Source organism: Tenggerimyces flavus, from assembly GCF_016907715.1.
Taxonomy (GTDB): domain Bacteria; phylum Actinomycetota; class Actinomycetes; order Propionibacteriales; family Actinopolymorphaceae; genus Tenggerimyces; species Tenggerimyces flavus.
In genome coordinates this window covers 5845765-5864104 of record NZ_JAFBCM010000001.1, presented here as the reverse complement: position 1 = coordinate 5864104, position 18340 = coordinate 5845765, and the positions used below count along the sequence as shown (strand labels likewise).

At 69.3% G+C, this 18340-nt stretch carries 18 protein-coding genes and 1 other RNA gene; 14 read left to right on the top strand and 5 right to left on the bottom strand.

Annotated features, from left to right (window positions below; translation table 11 throughout):
* Positions 1–14 precede the first annotated feature (14 nt).
* Complete coding sequence (locus JOD67_RS27600) at positions 15–1052, bottom strand: Gfo/Idh/MocA family protein (RefSeq protein WP_205120620.1); 1038 nt, start codon at positions 1050–1052, stop codon at positions 15–17.
* A 140-nt stretch (positions 1053–1192) separates the two neighbouring features.
* Here JOD67_RS27600 and JOD67_RS27595 point away from each other — a divergent pair, with 140 nt between their 5' ends.
* The 3 genes from JOD67_RS27595 (at position 1193) to JOD67_RS27585 (ending at position 3118) form a co-directional block, all read left to right on the top strand.
* Positions 1193–2320 (top strand): Gfo/Idh/MocA family protein, encoded by a 1128-nt coding sequence (locus JOD67_RS27595; protein WP_205120619.1) that lies wholly within the window; start codon positions 1193–1195, stop codon positions 2318–2320.
* Between the two features lie 163 nt (positions 2321–2483).
* Positions 2484–2708: a ribbon-helix-helix domain-containing protein gene (locus tag JOD67_RS27590; RefSeq protein WP_205120618.1), complete on the top strand. Its 225-nt coding sequence runs from the start codon at positions 2484–2486 to the stop codon at positions 2706–2708.
* Complete coding sequence (locus JOD67_RS27585) at positions 2705–3118, top strand: PIN domain-containing protein (RefSeq protein WP_239554078.1); 414 nt, start codon at positions 2705–2707, stop codon at positions 3116–3118. Before JOD67_RS27590 ends, JOD67_RS27585 begins: the two co-directional genes overlap by 4 nt.
* A 71-nt stretch (positions 3119–3189) precedes the next feature.
* Here the strand turns inward: JOD67_RS27585 and JOD67_RS27580 are convergent, their stop codons facing one another.
* Genes JOD67_RS27580 through JOD67_RS27570 form a run of 3 tightly spaced genes read right to left on the bottom strand, consistent with a single transcriptional unit; the run spans position 3190 to position 7028 of the window.
* On the bottom strand, positions 3190–4527 hold the full coding sequence (locus JOD67_RS27580; RefSeq protein WP_205120617.1) for a mannitol dehydrogenase family protein: 1338 nt from the start codon (positions 4525–4527) through the stop codon (positions 3190–3192).
* Positions 4528–5940: a glucuronate isomerase gene (uxaC, locus tag JOD67_RS27575; RefSeq protein ID WP_205120616.1), complete on the bottom strand. Its 1413-nt coding sequence runs from the start codon at positions 5938–5940 to the stop codon at positions 4528–4530.
* Positions 5937–7028 (bottom strand): LacI family DNA-binding transcriptional regulator, encoded by a 1092-nt coding sequence (locus JOD67_RS27570; protein ID WP_307782569.1) that lies wholly within the window; start codon positions 7026–7028, stop codon positions 5937–5939. Before JOD67_RS27570 ends, uxaC begins: the two co-directional genes overlap by 4 nt.
* Positions 7029–7254: 226 nt before the next feature.
* Between JOD67_RS27570 and JOD67_RS27565 the strand changes: the two genes are divergently transcribed.
* The 8 genes from JOD67_RS27565 to JOD67_RS27530 all read left to right on the top strand — a co-directional run bounded on the left by JOD67_RS27565 (position 7255) and on the right by JOD67_RS27530 (position 14261).
* The gene (locus JOD67_RS27565; RefSeq protein WP_205120614.1) at positions 7255–8085 is read left to right on the top strand and encodes a sugar phosphate isomerase/epimerase family protein; all 831 of its coding nucleotides are present in this window, start codon (positions 7255–7257) and stop codon (positions 8083–8085) included.
* A 15-nt stretch (positions 8086–8100) separates the two neighbouring features.
* Entirely contained in the window at positions 8101–9186 is a 1086-nt protein-coding gene (locus JOD67_RS27560) for a Gfo/Idh/MocA family protein (protein WP_205120613.1), read from the top strand.
* The gene (locus JOD67_RS27555; RefSeq protein ID WP_205120612.1) at positions 9183–10040 is read left to right on the top strand and encodes a sugar phosphate isomerase/epimerase family protein; all 858 of its coding nucleotides are present in this window, start codon (positions 9183–9185) and stop codon (positions 10038–10040) included. The genes JOD67_RS27560 and JOD67_RS27555 overlap by 4 nt, the downstream gene beginning before the upstream one ends.
* Complete coding sequence (locus JOD67_RS27550; RefSeq protein WP_205120611.1) at positions 10037–10891, top strand: alpha/beta hydrolase family protein; 855 nt, start codon at positions 10037–10039, stop codon at positions 10889–10891. The genes JOD67_RS27555 and JOD67_RS27550 overlap by 4 nt, the downstream gene beginning before the upstream one ends.
* 64 nt (positions 10892–10955) lie before the next feature.
* Complete coding sequence (locus tag JOD67_RS27545; protein ID WP_205120610.1) at positions 10956–11486, top strand: hypothetical protein; 531 nt, start codon at positions 10956–10958, stop codon at positions 11484–11486.
* A gap of 53 nt (positions 11487–11539) precedes the next feature.
* Positions 11540–12382: a Nif3-like dinuclear metal center hexameric protein gene (locus JOD67_RS27540; protein WP_205120609.1), complete on the top strand. Its 843-nt coding sequence runs from the start codon at positions 11540–11542 to the stop codon at positions 12380–12382.
* The gene (locus JOD67_RS27535) at positions 12379–13131 is read left to right on the top strand and encodes a zinc ribbon domain-containing protein (protein WP_205120608.1); all 753 of its coding nucleotides are present in this window, start codon (positions 12379–12381) and stop codon (positions 13129–13131) included. Before JOD67_RS27540 ends, JOD67_RS27535 begins: the two co-directional genes overlap by 4 nt.
* Positions 13128–14261 carry a bifunctional RNase H/acid phosphatase gene (locus JOD67_RS27530; protein ID WP_205120607.1) on the top strand — a complete coding sequence of 378 codons (1134 nt, stop codon included), beginning with the start codon at positions 13128–13130 and terminating at the stop codon, positions 14259–14261. The genes JOD67_RS27535 and JOD67_RS27530 overlap by 4 nt, the downstream gene beginning before the upstream one ends.
* A 112-nt stretch (positions 14262–14373) precedes the next feature.
* On the opposite strand, the gene JOD67_RS27525 is transcribed toward JOD67_RS27530, so the two are convergent.
* Positions 14374–15030, bottom strand: a complete 657-nt coding sequence (locus tag JOD67_RS27525) for a class I SAM-dependent DNA methyltransferase (protein ID WP_205120606.1) — start codon at positions 15028–15030, stop codon at positions 14374–14376.
* 350 nt (positions 15031–15380) lie between these two features.
* Between JOD67_RS27525 and JOD67_RS27520 the strand changes: the two genes are divergently transcribed.
* The 3 genes from JOD67_RS27520 to rnpB all read left to right on the top strand — a co-directional run bounded on the left by JOD67_RS27520 (position 15381) and on the right by rnpB (position 18284).
* Complete coding sequence (locus tag JOD67_RS27520; protein WP_205120605.1) at positions 15381–15998, top strand: Rv1352/Rv1906c domain-containing protein; 618 nt, start codon at positions 15381–15383, stop codon at positions 15996–15998.
* A 21-nt stretch (positions 15999–16019) separates the two neighbouring features.
* Positions 16020–17444: an RNB domain-containing ribonuclease gene (locus JOD67_RS27515; protein WP_205120604.1), complete on the top strand. Its 1425-nt coding sequence runs from the start codon at positions 16020–16022 to the stop codon at positions 17442–17444.
* A 452-nt stretch (positions 17445–17896) separates the two neighbouring features.
* Positions 17897–18284, top strand: an RNA gene (gene rnpB / locus JOD67_RS27510) — RNase P RNA component class A.
* Positions 18285–18340 lie beyond the last annotated feature (56 nt).

The following is an 18340-nucleotide window of genomic DNA, read 5'->3' as shown; positions in this document are numbered from 1 at the left end:
GACGGATCGTGAGCTCATGCGGAGGGGAGCTCCGCCGGCGCTACCGCCGTACCCGACTCCGCGGCGTCGTAGAACGCGCGGCAGGCGGCGAAGTTGCGCCACGAGTCCTCGACGCCACCCAGCACCGTGTCCTCGCCGCGGAACGCCTTCACCAGCTCGTCGGTGTCGTCACCCCACATGTTCCGCGGGTTGGCCTGGACCCACCCGTCGAGCTCCGACGCCGCGCCGGCGAGGGAGAGCTTGCCGGTGATGCTGTCGAACGAGGCGGCGCCCTCGGTGCCGACGATGCTCCAGTACGTACGTCCCACGCCCGGCCCGGTCCAGGTGTCCTCGATCGTCGCGACGACACCGTTCTCGAATTCCACGATCGCGTGGCCGTAGTCCTCGAACGGGAGCTTGGGGTGCTTGTAGTTGGCAGCGAACCCGCTCACCTTCGCGACCTCCGCGCCGAGCATCCAGCGCATCTGGTCGATCTGGTAGATCGAGTGGTCGATCCAGCCGCCACCAGGAGCGCGGCCCGCGGCGGTGAACCAGCCCGGGTCGGTGGCGTCCGGCCACCCGCGCGGCAGGCTGCCGGTCCACATCGCGAAGCTGGCGTTGATCAGCTGGCCGAACTTGCCTTCCTTCAGCCAGGTGTGGAGCTGGGTGTGGTTCGCCGAAGCGCGCGAACGGGTCTCGGAGCCGACGAAGCGGACGCCGGCCGTGCGGACGGCGTTCAGGATCGTGGTGGCTTCCTCGAGCGTGTTCGCCATCGGCTTGATGGACAGGATGTGCTTGCCGTTCTCGGCCGCCGCGACGCAGATGGAGGGGTTGTGCTCGGTGCTGCGGTACGCGGCGATCACGTCGACGTTCGGGTCGGTGAGGAACTCCTCGCCGGTGGTGGTGACGCGTTCCACGCCGACCTTGCCGGCCACCTCCTGGGCTCGAGCGGGGTCGAGGTCGGCGATGCCGACGAGCTCGACCTCGGGATGGGCGGCGAACGACTCGGCCAGGGGGATCGCGGTGTACCAGTGGTCAAGACCGATGATCGCGACACGTAGTGGGTCAGACATAGGCTCCATCCGATCATGGCGGCTCGGTGCCGGGTGCCGACGTGACCGGCACTGGACACCTGCCATCGTGTGCTCGCAAGACCCGCAACGATGAGGGTTTAAGAAGCAACGTTTCGAATATTGTGACGGAGGGCTCTTCGATGACGGAAGAGGGCAACCGGCCCATGCGCGTCGGCATGCTCGGCGCGGGCATGATCGCGACGGTCGGGTACGGCATCCTGCCGAACCTGCACCACATCGCCGACAAGGTCGAGGTGGTCGCGATCGCGGACCCGGTGCTGGAGCGTGCCCAGCAGGCGGCGAAGGACTTCAACATCCCCGCGGCGTACGCGACGCTGGAGGAGCTGCTCGACAAGGCCGAGCTCGACGCGGTGGTGAACGTGACGCCGATCACGTACCACGGCGAGACGTCGTTGAAGATCGTTCAGGCCGGCAAGCACCTCGCGACCGAGAAGCCGCTCGCCGCCACGATGGACGAGGCGGACGCGATCATCGAGACGGCCGCGTCGAACGGCGTGACGATCGTGTCGTCGCCGCCGGACATGATCGACCCCGTGTACCAGGAGGCGCAGCGGCTGCTGGCCGAGGGCATGGTCGGCAAGGTCGCGTTCGCGCGGGTCCGGTCGTCCCACGGCGGCCCGGGCGGCTCGATCCACGGTTGGCCGATGGACCCGTCGTGGTTCTACCAGCAGGGCTCGGGTCCGTTGTTGGACATGGGCGTGTACGGGATCCACGAGATCACCGGGCTCCTCGGGCCGGCGAAGCGGGTCGTGGCGTTCTCCGGCATCACCGAGCCGACGCGGCACGTCCGCGGCCCGGGACCGTTCTCCGGCCTGGAGATGGAGGTCACGGCGGACGACAACAACCTGTTCATGCTCGACTTCGGCCAGTCGACGTTCGCGGTCGTGGACGGGTCGTTCAACGTGCTGGCGTCGAAGAGCCCGAAGCTGGAGATCTTCGGCCGGCGCGGGGTGCTGAACGTGCTGCCGCACGGCAGCACGGACCCGCTGGAGGTCTTCCGGACCGACGTCATGCCCGGCGTCGACGGCTGGGCCGCCCCCGGCGGCTGGTCGCACCTGCGGGCGCGCCAGACCTGGTGGAGCAACCTCGGCCGCGGCATCCTCGTCGACCACCTCGTCGACTGCGTCCGGTCGAACGTGAAGCCGGTCCTGTCGGCCGAGCACGCCCGGCACGCGCTGGAGATCATGATCAAGGTGTCCGAGTCGTCCCGCTCCGGCCAAGCCCTGGACCTCACCACCTCGTTCTGACCGCCGCCTCGTCCACACCTGGATGCGACTTCCCTACTCAGAATGGGGTTTTCGTGGCCTTCTGCCACGTTGTAAACCCCGTTTCGGGTAGGGAAATGGGTGCGGCTGTGGACGCCGCCGTACGTATGGCACGTATGGCACTCGGGCGGGTAGTATCGGCGTCATGACGAAGACGACCGTCTACCTGCCCGAGGAGCTGAAGGCTGCCCTCGGGCGCGAGGCCCAACGCACTCACACCACGGAGGCGGAGCTCATCCGCACCGCGCTCGAGCGGCTGCTCGGGGTCGCTTCCGCGCGACCGAGGCCCAGCGTCGGTCAGGTTGCTGGGCCAGCGCTCACAGTCGAGGAGATGGATGAGGCCTTCGCCGAAGGCTTCGGCATCCGTTGATCGTCTGTGACACCAGCGGTCTCTACGCGCTGTACGTCGAGAAGCAGCCCGACCACGAGAAGGTCGCGGCAGCCATCGAGGACGAGCAGCTCGTCGTGAGTCCCTACGTCCTCACGGAGCTCGACTACCTTCTCCGCACCCGTACGGGTGTCGACGGCGAACTCGTGCTGCTTCGTGATGTCGAAGCGGGCGCATACGACGTCGAGGACCTGACGCTGACGGAGTACAGGCAGGCGATCCAGCTCATCGAGCGCTATCGCGACCACAACATCGGCCTCGCCGACGCGGCGAATGTCGTGCTCGCCGCGCGCCACCGCACCACCAGGATCCTGACCCTCGACGAGCGCGACTTCCGCATCATCCGGCCGCTGTGGGGCGATGCGTTCACGGTGCTGCCCGCTGACTCGTGACCAACGCGGGTTGAATGAAGGGCACCTTCACTCGAACCTATTGAATGAAGGTGCCCTTCATTCAAAGGCGATCAGCGGGTGAGGTCGCGGAGGGTCTCGACGATCACGCTGATGAGCTCCTTGTCCTCCGCCAGCGCCGCGTCCAACACTCCGAGCAATGAACGGACCGCGGTCTCGTCGTCGGCCTGGGCCAGGGGGATCAGCTCCGACGCGCGGGGATCGCGGACGTCCACACCCCGGCGGAGGTGGGCGATCCAGCCGGCCAACGCCACCGCGCCGGCCAGCGGCATCACGCCTGCGGCGCGGGCCTGGGTCACCACTGGTAGGACCCGGATCGGGAGCTTCAGCGAGCCGTCCATCGCGATCTGCGACAGGTTGTGCCGGATTCGCGGGTTCTCGTACCGCTCCAGCAGCGACGCCCGATAGGGCGCCAGGTCGGGGGAGGAGAACGGCAGGAACACCGACGCGAGCTCGAACCAGGACTCCACCCACTCCCGGCACACCGGATCCGCCACCGCCGACGCCACCGTCGCGTGACCTCGCAGCGGAGCCGCGTACGCGAGCAGTGAGTGTGACCCGTTCAGCAACCACAGCTTGCGCTGCTCGAACGGAGTCACGTCGTCGACGAACCGAGCACCACCCACCTCCCAAGCCGGCCGGCCGGACGGGAACGCGCCCGCCAGCACCCACTCGGTGAACGGCTCCGTCACCACCGGCGCCGCGTCGGCGAACCCCGTCAGCGACGCGACCTCGGCAATGTCCGAAGCGGTCGTCGCCGGCGTGATCCGGTCGATCGTGGTCGACACGAACGACACGTTCGACGAGATCCACTCCGCCAGCGACGCCGACACCGCGCCCGCAAGAGCGACCACCACGGACGCAACCGTCGGCCCGTTGTCCAGCAGGTTGTCGCACGGCACCACCGCGATCGGCCCGGCGTCCGATGCCCGGCGCGAGGCGAGTGCCAGCACCAACCGCCCCGGCACGGTCTGCGCGACGCCGCCTGGGATCGATGCCACATCGGCCGCGACCGACGGATCGGACAGGTCGAGCGACCCGGACGGCGAACGCCGGTAGGCCGCCTCGGTCACCGTCAACGTGAGCACCCCGACCGACGGCGACGCCACCGCCTCCGTCCACGCGGACAGGTCAGCCCCGTCGTACGCGCCCGACAACGACGTCACCAACTCGGCGCGGTCGCCCGAAGCCGACCGCACCAGCAGGTGATAGAGCCCGTCCTGCGCCGCCAACGGCACCGCCGCGTCGGGTCGCCGCCCGGTGAACGCCGCGATCCCCGCGTCGCCGGCGACATGCGTGTACCAGGCCTGGTGCGCCCGGTGGAACGCACCGAGCCCGAGATGCACATGCCGTACCGGCAACGCGGGTGTGGAACGGACGAGCGGAGCCATCTAAGCCACCCTGAAAGTTTCGGCCGGCAACCGGTACGCGAGATCGCGCGCCGTGTCCAGCGCCTCGTCCTCGGGCAGCCGGTGCTCGGTGACGAGCCGCGCGAGGTACGAGCAGTCCAGTCGCCGCGCCATGTCGTGCCGCGCCGGGATCGAGCAGTACGCCCGCGTGTCGTCCACGAAGCCCGCGGTCTTGTGGAAGCCCGCCGTGTCCGTCACCGCCTCGCGGAACCGGATGATCGCGTCGGGGGTGTCGGTGAACCACCATGGAGCACCGACGAACACCGACGGGTAGAACCCCGCCAGCGGCGCGATCTCCCGACCGAACACGTCCTCGTCGGTCGTGAACAGCACGATCCGGAAGTTCGGGTGTGTCCCGTACCGGTTGAGCAACGGCCGGAGCGCGCGGGTGTACTCCGCCGCCACCGGCAGGTCGCCGCCGACGTCGCGGCCGAAAGTCTCGAACGTCGACGTGTGGTGGTCGCGCAGCACGCACGGGTGCAGCTGCATGACGAGCCCGTCGTCGCACGCCATCCGTGCCATCTCGCTCAGCATGTGCCGCCGGAACGCCACCTGCTCCTCGCCGGCGGCGGTCCCCGCCAACGTGGCGGCGAAGATCCGCGTCGCGTCGGCCTCTGACAGCGACTCGCTCCCCGCGTCGTCGGCGCCGTGGTCGGTCGCCGTTCCACCGTTCGCCTTGAAGTACGCACGACGCTGCTCCAGCGCCGCGATGTATCCGGCGTACGAGGACGTGTCCTGGCCGGAAACCTCACCCAGCTTGGCGATCCGGTCAGCCCAGTCGGCACGCATCGGGTTGAGGTACGCATCGGGACGGAACGTCGGGATCACCCGCCCCTTGAAGTCCGCGTCCTCCGCGAGCGCGCGATGCGGCGACAGGTCGTCGCACGGATCGTCGGTCGTCGCGAGCACCTCGATGCCGAACCGCTCGAACAGCGCACGCGGCCGGCAGTCGTCGCTCGCGAGCCGCGCCGCGAGCTGGTCGTACAGGATGTCCGCGTTCTCCGCCGAGGGCGGGGTGCGGATGCCGAAGACCTCGACGAGCTCGGCCTCCAGCCAGTACCGCGACGGGGTGCCGCGGAACGCCCACCAGTGTTCGCAGAACGTCCGCCAGATCGCGCGCGGGTCGGCGCCGTTCGCACTGCCCGGCGGCACCCCGAGCCGGTCGAACGAGACTCCGTGCGCGTGCAGCAGGCGGGTCACATAGTGGTCGGGGACGACCAACAGGTTGGCCGGATCGGGGAACGGCTCGTCGTCCACCAGGAGCGCGGGATCGACGTGCCCGTGTGGCGACACGATCGGCAGGTCGGCCACCTCCTGGTAGAGGCTCCGTGCCACCGATCGGATCGAGGGGTCGGTCGGGAACAGCCGGTCTGGATGGAGCGTGATCTCGCTCATCCCGTCCTTTCTGCGCTGGGTGTGCGGGTGTGCCGGCGCGCGTCGCTGGAGGCCGGCGCCGGCCCGGTCGAATCGCGAATCGTCAACCTGGTCGGAAGAATCACCTGTCGGCGCGACTCCGCCGAGTCGCCGGCCAGGGCGGCGAGGAGGAGGTCGACCGCCGCCCGGCCAGCCGTCTCGATCGGCGCGGCGAGGGTCGTCAACGGTGGATGACAGAAGTCCGCGCCGAAGATGTCGTCGTTGCCGAGCACGCTGATGTCCCCGGGCACCGAGATGCCCCGCGCGTGCAGGCGCCGTATCACCCCGATCGCCAGCAGGTCGTTGAACGTGACGACCGCCGTCGCCTCCTCGAGCAGCACCGCGTCCGCCGCGGCGACCCCGGCCTCGACGGTCGGGGAGAGCGGGCCGATGCGTACCAGATCGACGTCCAGCCGGCGGCACGCCGACTGCAGCGCTCGCCATCGGCTGGCGTCGGACCAGGAGGCACGGGGTCCGCCGAGGTAGACGATCTTGCGGTGGCCGAGCGACACCAGGTGCTCGGTCGCGCGGCGCAGCCCGTGGGTGCTGTCGATCACCACGCCGGGTACGGGTGAGACCCGGCGGTTGACGAGGATCAGCGGCCCCCTCGCGTGCGCGGCACGGAGCTGGCGGTCCGAGAGCCGCGACGAGGCGAGGACGAACCCGTCGACAGCGCGGAACAACCGGTCGACCAGCGTCGCCTCGACCTCGGCGGACTCGTCGGTGTCGGCGAGCACGATCGTGTAGCCGGCCGCCGCGGCCTGCCGTTCGGCGCCGCGGATGAGGTTGAAGAAGAACGGGTTCGTGACGTCGGGGATCAGCAGGCCCAGCGTGGTCGTACGCCCGGAGGGGAGGGCTCGCGCGATCGGGCTCGGGCGATAGCCCATCTGCTCGGCGATCTCCAGGACACGGGCGCGGGTCGCGGCGTTCACCCGTTCGGGCCGCGAGAACGCACGCGAGACCGTCGAAGCCGCGACGCCGCACGCCGCGGCGACGTCGTGGATCGTCGGCGCGCGCGTGGGGCGACCCGCGTTGGCCACCGGTTCTGGCGCACTTCGTCGTGATGCCACCGGCTGCCTCCCTTCAACTCTGCCGAGCTGTGCCGAGCCCGATGTCGGACACTCGGGCCGCAGCCATGCCATGGCGATGGCATGATGTCGACACAGACTGGCAATCGGTTGCCAAAGTTGCAACAACCAGTGTGGCCGAGCACTCCGCAGAAAGCAGGATAGTGTCTGGAGCAAGAGTCGGTAAGCGCTTGCACAGACCGAGCGCGTAAGGAGCCGAGACCCAACGATGTGGACGTTGTCCGGATTCGCAGACGAGATCGATCCCGCGCCGGAGATCCAGTTCGAGGTGTTGACCGGCCTCGGCATCCGGCATGTGGAGTTCAGAAGCGCCTGGGGGACGAACGTTCTCGACCTCAGCGACGAGCAGATCGCCGAGATCAAGCGGTTGCTGAACCAGTACGGAGTAGCGCTGTCCGCCGTCGGCTCGCCGATCGGCAAGGTCTCCGTCGCCGACGACTTCGACGAGCACCTGCGCCGGTTCGAGCGCGCGATCTGGGTGGCGCACGAGCTGGGTGCCCCGTACATCCGGATCTTCTCGTTCTATCCACCCACCAAGGGCGAAGACCCCACGCCGCACCGCGACGAGGTGCTGCGCCGGATGTCGGCGCTCACGGACCGGATCAAGGGCGACGACCTCGTGCTGGGGCACGAGAACGACCTCCAGCTGTACGGCGACACCCCTGACCGGGCGCTCGACCTGATCGAGTCGGTCGGGTCGGAGCAGCTGCGCCAGGTCTGGGACCCGGCGAACTTCGTGCTGTCCGGCGCCCGCCCGTTCACCGACGGGTTCGCCAAGCTGCGTCCGTACCTCGCCTACCTGCAGATCAAGGACGCGGTGGCCGAAACCGGCCAGGTCGTGCCGGCGGGCGACGGCGACGGTCAGATCGCCGAGACGCTGCGCGCGCTGAAGGACGACGGGTTTGACGGCTTCTTCTCGATGGAGCCGCACCTCGCGCGGGCCGGGCATGCCGGCGGGTTCTCCGGTCCGGAGCTGTTCGGCAAGGCCACGCACGCGTTCACGGGTCTACTCGACGAGCAAGGCATCTCCTACCAGTAGCGAAGGGACTTTCCGATGCGGTTCGGCATCATCGGCTGTGGAGTCATCGGAGCTCTGCACGCCCAAACGGTGGACTCGCTGGCGCCGCGGGCCGAGCTGGCCGTCGTCGTCGACGCGATCGAGGAACGAGCGACCGAGCTCGCCGCGAAGTTCGACGTCGAGGCCTCGACCTCGGTCGACGCCCTCCTGGCGCGCGACGACATCGACGCCGTGACGATCTGCACGCCGAGCGGCGCGCACTCCGACGTGGCGGTCGCGGCGATCGAGGCCGGCAAGCACGTGATCATCGAGAAGCCGTTGGACATCCGGCTCGACGCGGCGCGGCGCGTGCTCGAGGCCGAGAAGAAGTCCGACCGCACGGTGATGGTGGTGAGCCAGCATCGGTACGACGTCGCGAGCCGGATCGTCAACGATGCCTTGCAGGGTGGGAAGTTCGGGCGGGTGACGTCCGCCAACGCGATCATGCCGTGGTGGCGCAGCCAGGGCTACTACGACTCCGGCGACTGGCGCGGTACGTGGGCGCTGGACGGCGGCGGCGCGCTGATGAACCAGGGCATCCACACGATCGACCTGCTGGCTTGGTTCATGGGCGAGCCGGTCGAGGTGACCGCGTACGCCGAACGCCTCGCGCACGAGCGGATCGAGGTCGAGGACACCGCGGTCGCGATCGTGCGCTTCGCCTCCGGGGCACTGGGTGTGGTGCACGGGACGACGGCGGCGTACCCGGGCGGTGCGACGCGCGTGCACGTGCACGGCGACCGCGGCTCGGCGATCATCGACCACAACAAGCTCGTCTATTACCACGCGGCCGAGGGCGACGGCGAGGAGTACGCGTACGGCGCGGGAGGCAAGGCCAACCAGGTCGAGGCGATCCTCGAGGAGTACGGCCCGCCTGAGGAGGGCGACGGGATGCCTGCGGTCGCAGGGCTGTCGACGACGTCGCACACGACACAGTTCAAGGACTTCCTCTCCGCTGTCGAGGAGGGACGCCCGCCGTTCGTCACGGTCGAGGCCGCGACGAACACGCTCGCGCTGATCCGCGCGATCTACGAGTCGGCCCGTACCCAGCAGCCCGTCAAGGTCAAGGAGCTCACCTCATGAAGTTCGCCGTCTTCACCGCGAGCCTCCCGGAGTGGACCCCCGAGGAGGCCGTGACCGAGCTGGCGCGGCAGGGCTGGGATGGCGTCGAGTGGCGGGTCGTCGACCAGAAGCCTCCTACTGGTGATGCCGGCTTCTGGTCGGGCAACAAGTGCACCTGGCCGCTGTCCTCGTTCACCGAGGACGTGCCGCGGATCAAGTCGATCACCGCCGCCGCGGGCTTGGGGATGCCGTCGATCGGCGCGTACGCGCGGTCGGACGAGGTCGCGGACGTCGAGAAGCTGATGGCCGGCGCCGCCGAGCTGGGTGTGAAGCAGATGCGCGTGCCGGTCGGCAAGCCGGGCGACGAGGGCTACAACGCGGCGTTTACCCAACGGCGCAAGGAGTATCAGGTCATCCAGGAGCTGTCGCAGCAGTACGGCGTGAAGGCGCTGATCGAGTTGCACCACCAGTCGCTGGTGTCGTCGGCTTCGGCGGCTGCTCGGTTCGTCGAGGGGTTCGACCCCGCGCATGTCGGCGTGATCCACGACATCGGGAACATGCTGCGCGAGGGGTTCGAGTTCGACCCGTGGAGCTTGGAGATTCTCGGCGATCATCTGGCCCACGTACACGTGAAGAACGCGGTGCCGAAGCCGTCGCCGGTCGACGGTGAGAACCGGACCGTGTGGAACTGGGAGTGGGCTCCGATGCGCCACGGCGTGGGGAACTACGACCAGCTGTTCTCCGCGCTTTCCGCGATCGGCTACGACGGGTGGCTGTCGGTGGAGGACTTCTCGACCGAGGTGCCGTTGAAGGAGCGGGTCGAGGACAACTTGGCGTACCTGAAGGAGGTCCAGGCTCGCACGTTCACGTCGTGAGCCTGCCGGATCCGTTGGCTGGGGTCGTCGGACCGTCCGACTGGCCACGGCGGCGGGCGGAGCTGCTGGAGCTGTTCTCCGCGCAGGTGTATGGACATACGCCGCCTTCCGCCGGCGTGCTCGAGGTCGATTTCGAGCTGCGGTTGCCCGCGGATGCTGCTGGCCCGGTGCCGGCGTTCGTCGGGCTGCGGTGGGAGCACGACGCGTGGCCGTGGGAGCTGGTGACGTCACGCGGGTACGCGTTGGCGACAGCTGTCTACACCGACGTACGCCCCGACGCCGACGACGGGCGGCCGCGCGCCGACGACGAGTGGGGCGCGCTCGGCGAGTGGGCTGCCGCGCTGAGCGGGCTACTGGATCGGCTCGCCGCGGATCCGCGGGTCGATGCCACGCGGGTCGCGGTGATCGGGCACTCGCGCTTGGGCAAGGCGGCCTTGTGGGCCGCGGCGCAGGACGAACGGTTCGCGATGGCGGTGAGCAACAACTCCGGCTGCGGCGGCGCCTCCTTGTCGCGGCGAGATGTCGGGGAGTCCGTGGAGGCGATCACGACGAGGTTCCCGCACTGGTTCGCGCCCGCGTTCGCGCACTACGCCGGGCGGGAGGACGAGCTGCCGGTCGACCAACACGAGCTACTCGCCTTGATCGCCCCGCGCCCGCTCGTCGTCGGCAGCGCCGCCGACGACACCTGGGCCGACCCCGAGGGCGAACGCCTGAGCGCCGAGGCCGCCGCCACGGTGTTCCGGCTGCTCGGTGCCGAGCCACCCACGTACCACCGCCGCGAGGGCGGCCACGCGCTACAAGTCGACGACTGGGAGCGCTACCTCGACGACGCCGATCGGTTCCTGTTATGAGCGTTCGATAACCCGCCTATATCCGCATTCCCTAGCTTCTCGTGCGACCGAGAAGGAGGGACACATGAAGCTCATCAAACGGGTGGCGGTCGTTCTCGCGGGGATCGCTCTGCTGGCCGGCGCCGGGGCCGGTCCGACAGCAGCGGCACCGCAGGCCGAGTCACGGCAGGCCGTGTCACCGCAGGCCGTGTCGCCGCAGGCCGCACCCGAAGGCGGCGCCCAGGCGATCGCGCCGCCGGCGGACCTGCTGAAGCTCCTGGAGACCAAGCGGCTTCCCAGCGACGTGAAGTGCTGGAAGTTCAAGATGACCGTCAACGGCTGGGACGGTGTCGGCTGTTTCGAGTGGAACGGCGACGACCTGTGGGTCAAGGACAGCGACGACAACGGTAAGAACTTCCGGATCCATGCCGAGATCACCGGCGGCCGGCACAGCTACTGCAACGCACCTGGCGGTCCCGGCTGGAGCCAGTGCAACTACAACTACGACGAGTCGGCCTGTGTCAGGCTGCACGGCTACCACCCACCGCACGCGGCGGGCCTGCATTCGTCGTGGGCGGGCTGGGTCAGGGTGAGCAACGGCAAGAGCTGCCAGTAACCCTCTATCGGCCGTCGTCGGCATCCGTTCAGGCGTCTCGATAGCCTGAGCGGATGCCGACGCTTGGCGAGGTTGTCGCCGTACTGGACGAGTTGTACGACCCGTCGTGGACGGCCGACTGGGATGCGGTCGGGCTGGTCTGCGGCGACCCGGCGAACGAGGTCGGCAAGGTGCTGTTCGCCGTCGATCCCGTACAGGCCGTCGTCGACGAGGCACTGGAGTGGGGTGCCGGGCTCGTCGTCACCCACCATCCGCTGTTCCTCCGCGGCACGCACAGCGTCGCGGCGACGACGCCCAAGGGACGCGTCGTCCACGACCTGCTCACCCACGGCGCCGCGCTGCACGTCTGCCACACCAACGCCGACTCGGCGAACCCGGGGGTTTCCGACGCGCTCGCCGACGTCCTCGGCCTCACCGACACGCGGCCGCTCGACCCGCGTACGGACGATCCGAACCTCGGCACCGGCCGGATCGGCAAGCTCCCCGCACCCGAGTCCCTCCAGGCGTTCGGCGATCGCGTCGCGAACGCGTTGCCCGCGACGGCGCACGGCGTCCGCATCGCCGGCGACCCCGATCGGCAGGTCCAGCAGGTCGCGGTCTGCGGAGGAGCGGGCGACTCGTACCTCGCCCTTGTCCGCAGCGCCGGCGTCGACGCGTACGTCACCGCGGACCTGCGCCACCACCCCGCTTCGGAGGCTTCGGAGCAGGCCGGTGCGCCTGCGCTCGTCGACGTCGCGCACTGGGCGAGCGAGTGGCCATGGTTGGCCGTTGCCGCCGAGCGGTTGCACCGTAAGCTCGCGGTAGCCGGCACCGCGGTCGAGACCCGCGTGTCGACACTTCGAACCGACCCGTGGACCGTCCGCGCGTCCAGTGACGAGGGAGGGATGGCCCGTTGAACGCCGACCCGTCCGTACAGCTCAGGCTGCTCGACGTTCAGGCCCTCGACGTCAAGCTCGACCAGCTGGCGCACCGCCGCGCGACCGTGCCCGAGGCCGTGACCGCGCAGGAGCTCGCTGCCGAGCACAAGGAGATCTCCGACGCGGTGGGTGCGGTGGAGACCGAGCTCGCCGACCTCGGGCGCGAGCAGCGCAAGGCCGATGCCGACGTCGAGCAGGTACGCAGCCGGCGGGACCGGGACGAGAAGCGGCTGCAGGCCGGGCAGGTCGGCTCGCCGCGCGACCTGGAGAACCTGCAGCGCGAGATCGAGTCGCTGACCAAGCGGCAGTCCGATCTGGAGGACGCCGAGCTCGAGGTGATGGAACGCGTCGAGGAGTCCGGCAAGCGGCAGCAGGAGCTTCAGGCGCGGCAGGCCGAGATCGCGGGGAAGCTGTCTGTTGCCGAGCAGGCGCGGGACGCGTCGTACGCGCAGATCGACACCGAGATCTCGGCGTCGCACACCGAACGTGCGCTGACCGCCGAGGGGATCGGCGCGGATCTGCTGGGCTTGTACGAGAAGCGCCGGGCCCAGTTCGGCGGGGTGGGTGCGGCGGCGCTGCGCAACCGGCGGTGTGAGGGCTGCCGGATGGAGATCAACGCGAGCGATCTGCAGAAGTTCGCCGGGTCACCGCCGGAGCTGGTGCTTCGGTGCGAGGAGTGCGGGCGGATTCTCGTACGTACGGCACAGTCGGGACTGCCGGGCGCGTGAGGTTCATCGTCGAGGCCGACGGCGGTTCGCGCGGCAATCCGGGTCCGGCCGCGTTCGGCGCTCTCGTACGGAACGGGTCGACGTTCGAGGTACTGGGTCAGATCGCCGAGTCGATCGGGGTCGCGACGAACAACGTGGCCGAGTATCGCGGCCTGCTCGCCGGGCTTCGGCTCGCGCGGGAGCTGTCGCCGGCGGCGCCGGTCGAGGTGCGGATGGACTCCAAGCTGGTCATCGAGCAGATGGCCGGGCGGTGGAAGATCAAGCATCCCGAGCTGCGTTCTCTGGCTGCGTCGGCTTCGGAACTGCTGCCGGCGTCGGTGACGTGGACGTGGGTGCCGCGGGAGGAGAACGCCGCGGCGGACGCGTTGGTGAACCAGGTGCTGGACGGCGGCGAGCCGGTCTGGGGACTGTTTGCCGACCGGGCTCCCGACGTGCAGGCGACCGAGCCAGCCTCGGACCCAGTGAACAAGCTGGTCGGCTGGGGTGACGTCACCTCACCGCCGACGCGCACCATTCTGCTGCGGCACGGCGAGACGATGCACACGATCGAGAAGCGGTTCAGCGGTACGGGCGGCGTGGATCCAGCTTTGACGGCGCTGGGCCGGGCGCAGGCCGAGTCCGCGGCGGCGGCGCTGGCCGCGGGGCCGATGATCGACGCGATCGTGCACTCGCCGCTGCGGCGGGCTCGGGAGACGGCGGAGATCGCGGGCAAGGTGCTGGGTCTGGACCTGGCGCCGGAGCCTGGCTTCGCCGAGGTGGCTTTCGGTGCGTGGGACGGGTTCACGTTCGTCGAGGTGCGGGAGCGGTGGCCGTCCGAGCTCGACGCTTGGCTGGCTTCGCCCTCGGTCGCGCCGCCTGGCGGCGAGTCGCTGGAGTCGGCCGACGCGCGGGTGCGTGCCGCGCACGCTTCGCTGTTGGACGCGTACGCGGGGAAGACCGTGCTCGTGGTGGCGCACGTGACCCCGATCAAGCTGCTGATCCGGCACGCATTGCAGGCTCCGTTGCCGGTGGTGTTCCGGATGGAGCTCGCGGCGGCGTCGATCAGCGAGATCCACTGGTACGCCGACGGGCTGGCGTCACTGCGCTCGTTCAGTGTGTCGACGCATCTGCCGGAGATCACCGACGGATAGCAAGTTCGGATAAGCCTGCTGGGTGTGTGCGCGCCTAGGCTCGCTTGTCATGATCACTCATGTGGGTCTCGCGGTGATGTACGTCGCCGATCCACCGCACGCACCGACCCTCTCACGCCTCGCGGGGTTTGCTGGCGAAGAGGAAGGCGCGGGGGAGGAGCTCGTGGGGCTCTGGGCCGCGGAGGAGGCGGGCACGTTCGACCAAGCCGGCTGCGCGCATGGCTTCGGCGACGCGGTCGGCGGGGCGGAGGTGGTAGTCCAGCGCCACCTCGTACCCGAACGCTTCCGTTCGCCGCATCCGCTCGTCTCCGGTGAAGAATACGACCAGCACCTCACCACCCGGCGCGAGCACTCGAGCGAATCCATCGAACAGCGACGGCAACGCCTCGTCCGGCACATGGATGATCGAGTACGACGCCACGATCCCACTCACCGACGCCGGCGGCAGATCGAGCGCGGTCATCGAACCCACGTCGAAGCGCAGGCCGGGATTCTCCTTCCGTGCAAGCGCGATCATCTCCGGTGACAGGTCGATGCCGAAGACGTCCACGCCCAGCCCGTGCAGGAAGGACGTCACCTTGCCGGGGCCACACCCCAGGTCGGCCACCGGCAATCCGCCAGCGGAGGCGCGCGCGTACTCCGCGAACGCACCGAGCATCGCCCGCTCGAACGGAAGCGGGCCATAGTCGTTCCGCTCGTCCCTCGCGTACTCCTCAGCGAACGTGTCATAGGCGGTCCTTGTCGTCTCGAGAAATCCCTGCTCTGTCATCGAGATCAGACGCTAGACCCACCCACCGACAAGGCCGTTCCAGCCCGTAAATCAGCGCTGATCTGCCAACAGGACCTGGAACTTCCCTACAACCGTCACGCAACGGCGATCGCGGTGAGAACGTTGTCAGCGGGAATGGGGAAGGGACCTCAACGGCTCAGCAACGCCAGCATCCGCCTGCACCTCCCACCGGAGCGAAGGCAAGCGGTGCAGAGGTGTCCTCGGTCGATTCGTGAATTCCACCGTGCAGAACGCCAACGCGCGCACCTGATGCGTGCGCGAGCCGGCGGGGGTGCGGTCGTGCCCTGAGGCAGACCGCGGCACCACATCCAGGGGGAGGAACCCTCAGCATGTCCCAACCAGATCTTTACCCATCCGAGCAGCGGCCCTGGTGGACGGGCAACACGCAACCGCCCGCGCCACCACCGCCGCCCCGTCCACCGCGTACGGCGAAGCGTCCGCCCACCTGGCCGTGGATCGTCGGCATCGTTGCGTCCCTGCTCATCGGCCTGATCGTCGGCTCCGCCGCGGGCGGCTCGCCGACCACGACCGCGGCGGCCAACCCCGCGCCCGTCGAGACCGTCGAGGTCGAGGTGCCCGGACCTACCGAGACCGTCGAGGTGCCCGGGCCGACGAAGACCGTCGAAGTCCCAGGCCCCACGGTGACCGTCACCGTCAGGCCGGCCGCGCCGCCGAAGGCGGTCGAGCCCGCCGAGCAGACGGTGACCTCGTTCGCCGGCGACGGCACGTACGTCGTCGGCGAGGACATCGAGCCGGGCCGGTACAAGTCGCGGCCCTCCATCGACGGCGCCGGAATCTGCTACTGGGCAAGGCTGAAGTCCACCGACGGCGACCTGGACTCGATCATCGCGAACCAGCTCGGCGAAGGCCCGCAGACCGTCACGATCAAGAAGTCGGACGAGGCGTTCGAGACGTCCGGCTGCGCGGACTGGGTCAAGACCAACTAACCAGCACCTAGGCTGCCCTTCATGCCTAGACGCCAGATTCGCCTTGCCGCTGCCGATGGAGGCGAGGTCCGGGCCGGGTTGGCGCGGATCCGCGAGGAGCTCGACATCGCTCCGGAGTTCCCGCCCGAGGTCCTTGCCGAGGCGGCCGCGGCCAGCGCCGGCGACGGACCCCGTACCGACCGGACCGACCTCGCGTTCGTGACGATCGACCCGCCGGGCTCGATGGACCTTGACCAGGCTCTGTTCATCGAGCGCGACGGCACGGGTTTCCGTGTGCACTACGCGATCGCCGACGTGGCCACGTTTGTACGTCCCGGTGGGGCGATCGACCTCGAGGCGCACCGGCGCGGCGTGACGATGTACGGGCCGGACGTGCGTACGCCGCTGCACCCGCCGACGCTGTCCGAGGGCGCGGCCTCGCTGCTCCCCGACGGTGACCGGCCGGCGATCCTGTGGACGATGCGGGTCGACTCGGCCGGCGAGGGCGTGGCCGTCGAGTGCTCGCGGGCGTTGGTGCGCAGCCGCGCGCGGCTCGACTACGCCTCGGTGCAAGCGTCGCTTGACAACGGCACGGCGGAGGAACCGTTGGTGCTGCTGCGCGAGTTCGGCTTGCTGCGCGAGGAACGTGAGCGGGTCCGCGGCGGTGTGACGCTGCCGATCCCGGACCAGGAGGTCGTGGAGTCCGGTGACGACTGGACGCTGCGGTATCGGGCGCCCCTGCTCGTCGAGGGCTGGAACGCCCAGGTGTCGTTGATGACGGGCATGGCCGCCGCGGAGCTGATGCTGTCCGGGAAGATCGGCGTTCTGCGGACGTTGCCGCCGGCCGATCCGCGCGACCTCGAGCGGCTGCGGCGTACCGCCAAGGCGTTGCGGGTCCCGTGGCCCGACGGGACGACGTACGCGGCGTTCATCCGCACGCTGGACCCGAAGGAGCCGGCGCACGCGGCACTGCTGACGTCGTCGACGGTGCTGCTGCGCGGCGCGGGCTACACGTCGTTCGCGGGCGACCTGCCGGACCAGCCGCTGCACGCGGCGCTGGCGTCGGAGTACTCACACGTGACGGCGCCGTTGCGGCGACTGGTGGACCGGTACGCGCTGGAGACCTGCGTCGCGCTGTCCGGCGGCGCCGCGGTGCCGGAGTGGGTACGCGCGGCGTTGGAGACGGTGCCGAAGGAGATGAACGAGGCGGACGGCCGTTCGCACAAGTACGAGCGGATGGTGCTCGACCTGGTCGAGGCGGAGCTGCTGAAGGGGCACGAGGGCGCGACGTTCGACGGCGTGGTAGTCGATGTGGAGAAGGACGGCTCGCGCGGCCACGTCCAGCTGCAGTCGCCCGCGGTGGAGGGCACGCTGGTGGGAACGTCGCTGCCGTTGGGCGAACGCGTCACGGTGCGGCTGGAGGAGGCGAACGTGGCGAAACGTTCGCTGCGCTTCGTCCTGCCCTAGCCTCGTTCTTTCGTCCGACCGTCGGCCCGGACCGCCCCCGGCCTGGGGCCAATGATCATGTAAACATGGTCATTTGCCGCTTTACGTGGGGTGGACGCCAGGTAGAGCGGCCACTGGCCGGGTAACGCGACCACGACGCTTCACCTACGGAGTGCCTTCCCGCTCGGATCACTCGAGACGTCGCCACCCATGTCGCCCCAGCAGGACAGGCACTTCTGTCCTTCACAGGCCAATGTCGCCCACCAACAGCTGAAATCCCGAGGTCAGGCCGTGTCTGCCAAACATCGCAGTGCGCGCGACACCCCCAGAAGGCAGCAGAGTCCGCCTGGCCGCGGTTCAGTTCGTCACCCATATGACCAATATGAGTTCCTCCTGTACCACGCCCAGACGGGCGCGGATGCGCCGCGCGCACGCGCGCTGCGCTTCGTCCTGCCCTAGACTTGCGCGTTGGACGAGTCGGCCGGGCGGTCGCGTCGGGGCACTTCGGTGCTCCGCCGAGGAAAGTCCGGACTCCGAAGGGCAGGGTGGTGGGTAACGCCCACCCGGGGCGACCCGCGGGACAGTGCCACAGAAAGCAAACCGCCAGCGGCCCTCGCGCTTCGGTGCGAGGGTGCGGGTAAGGGTGAAACGGTGGTGTAAGAGACCACCAGCGCCTGAGGTGACTCAGGCGGCTCGGTAAACCCCACCCGGAGCAAGGCCAAGAAGGGCCGCAAGGTCCGCGCAGGCGTTCGAGGGCTGCCCGCCCGAGCCTGCGGGTAGGCCGCTAGAGGCTGTCGGCAACGGCAGCCCGAGAGGGATGACCGCCCTCGACAGGATCCGGCTTACAGGCCGGCTCGTCCACACACCCCCTGGTCAGCGGCCCGACTGCCGCCAACACCTGCGATGATATCTATAGA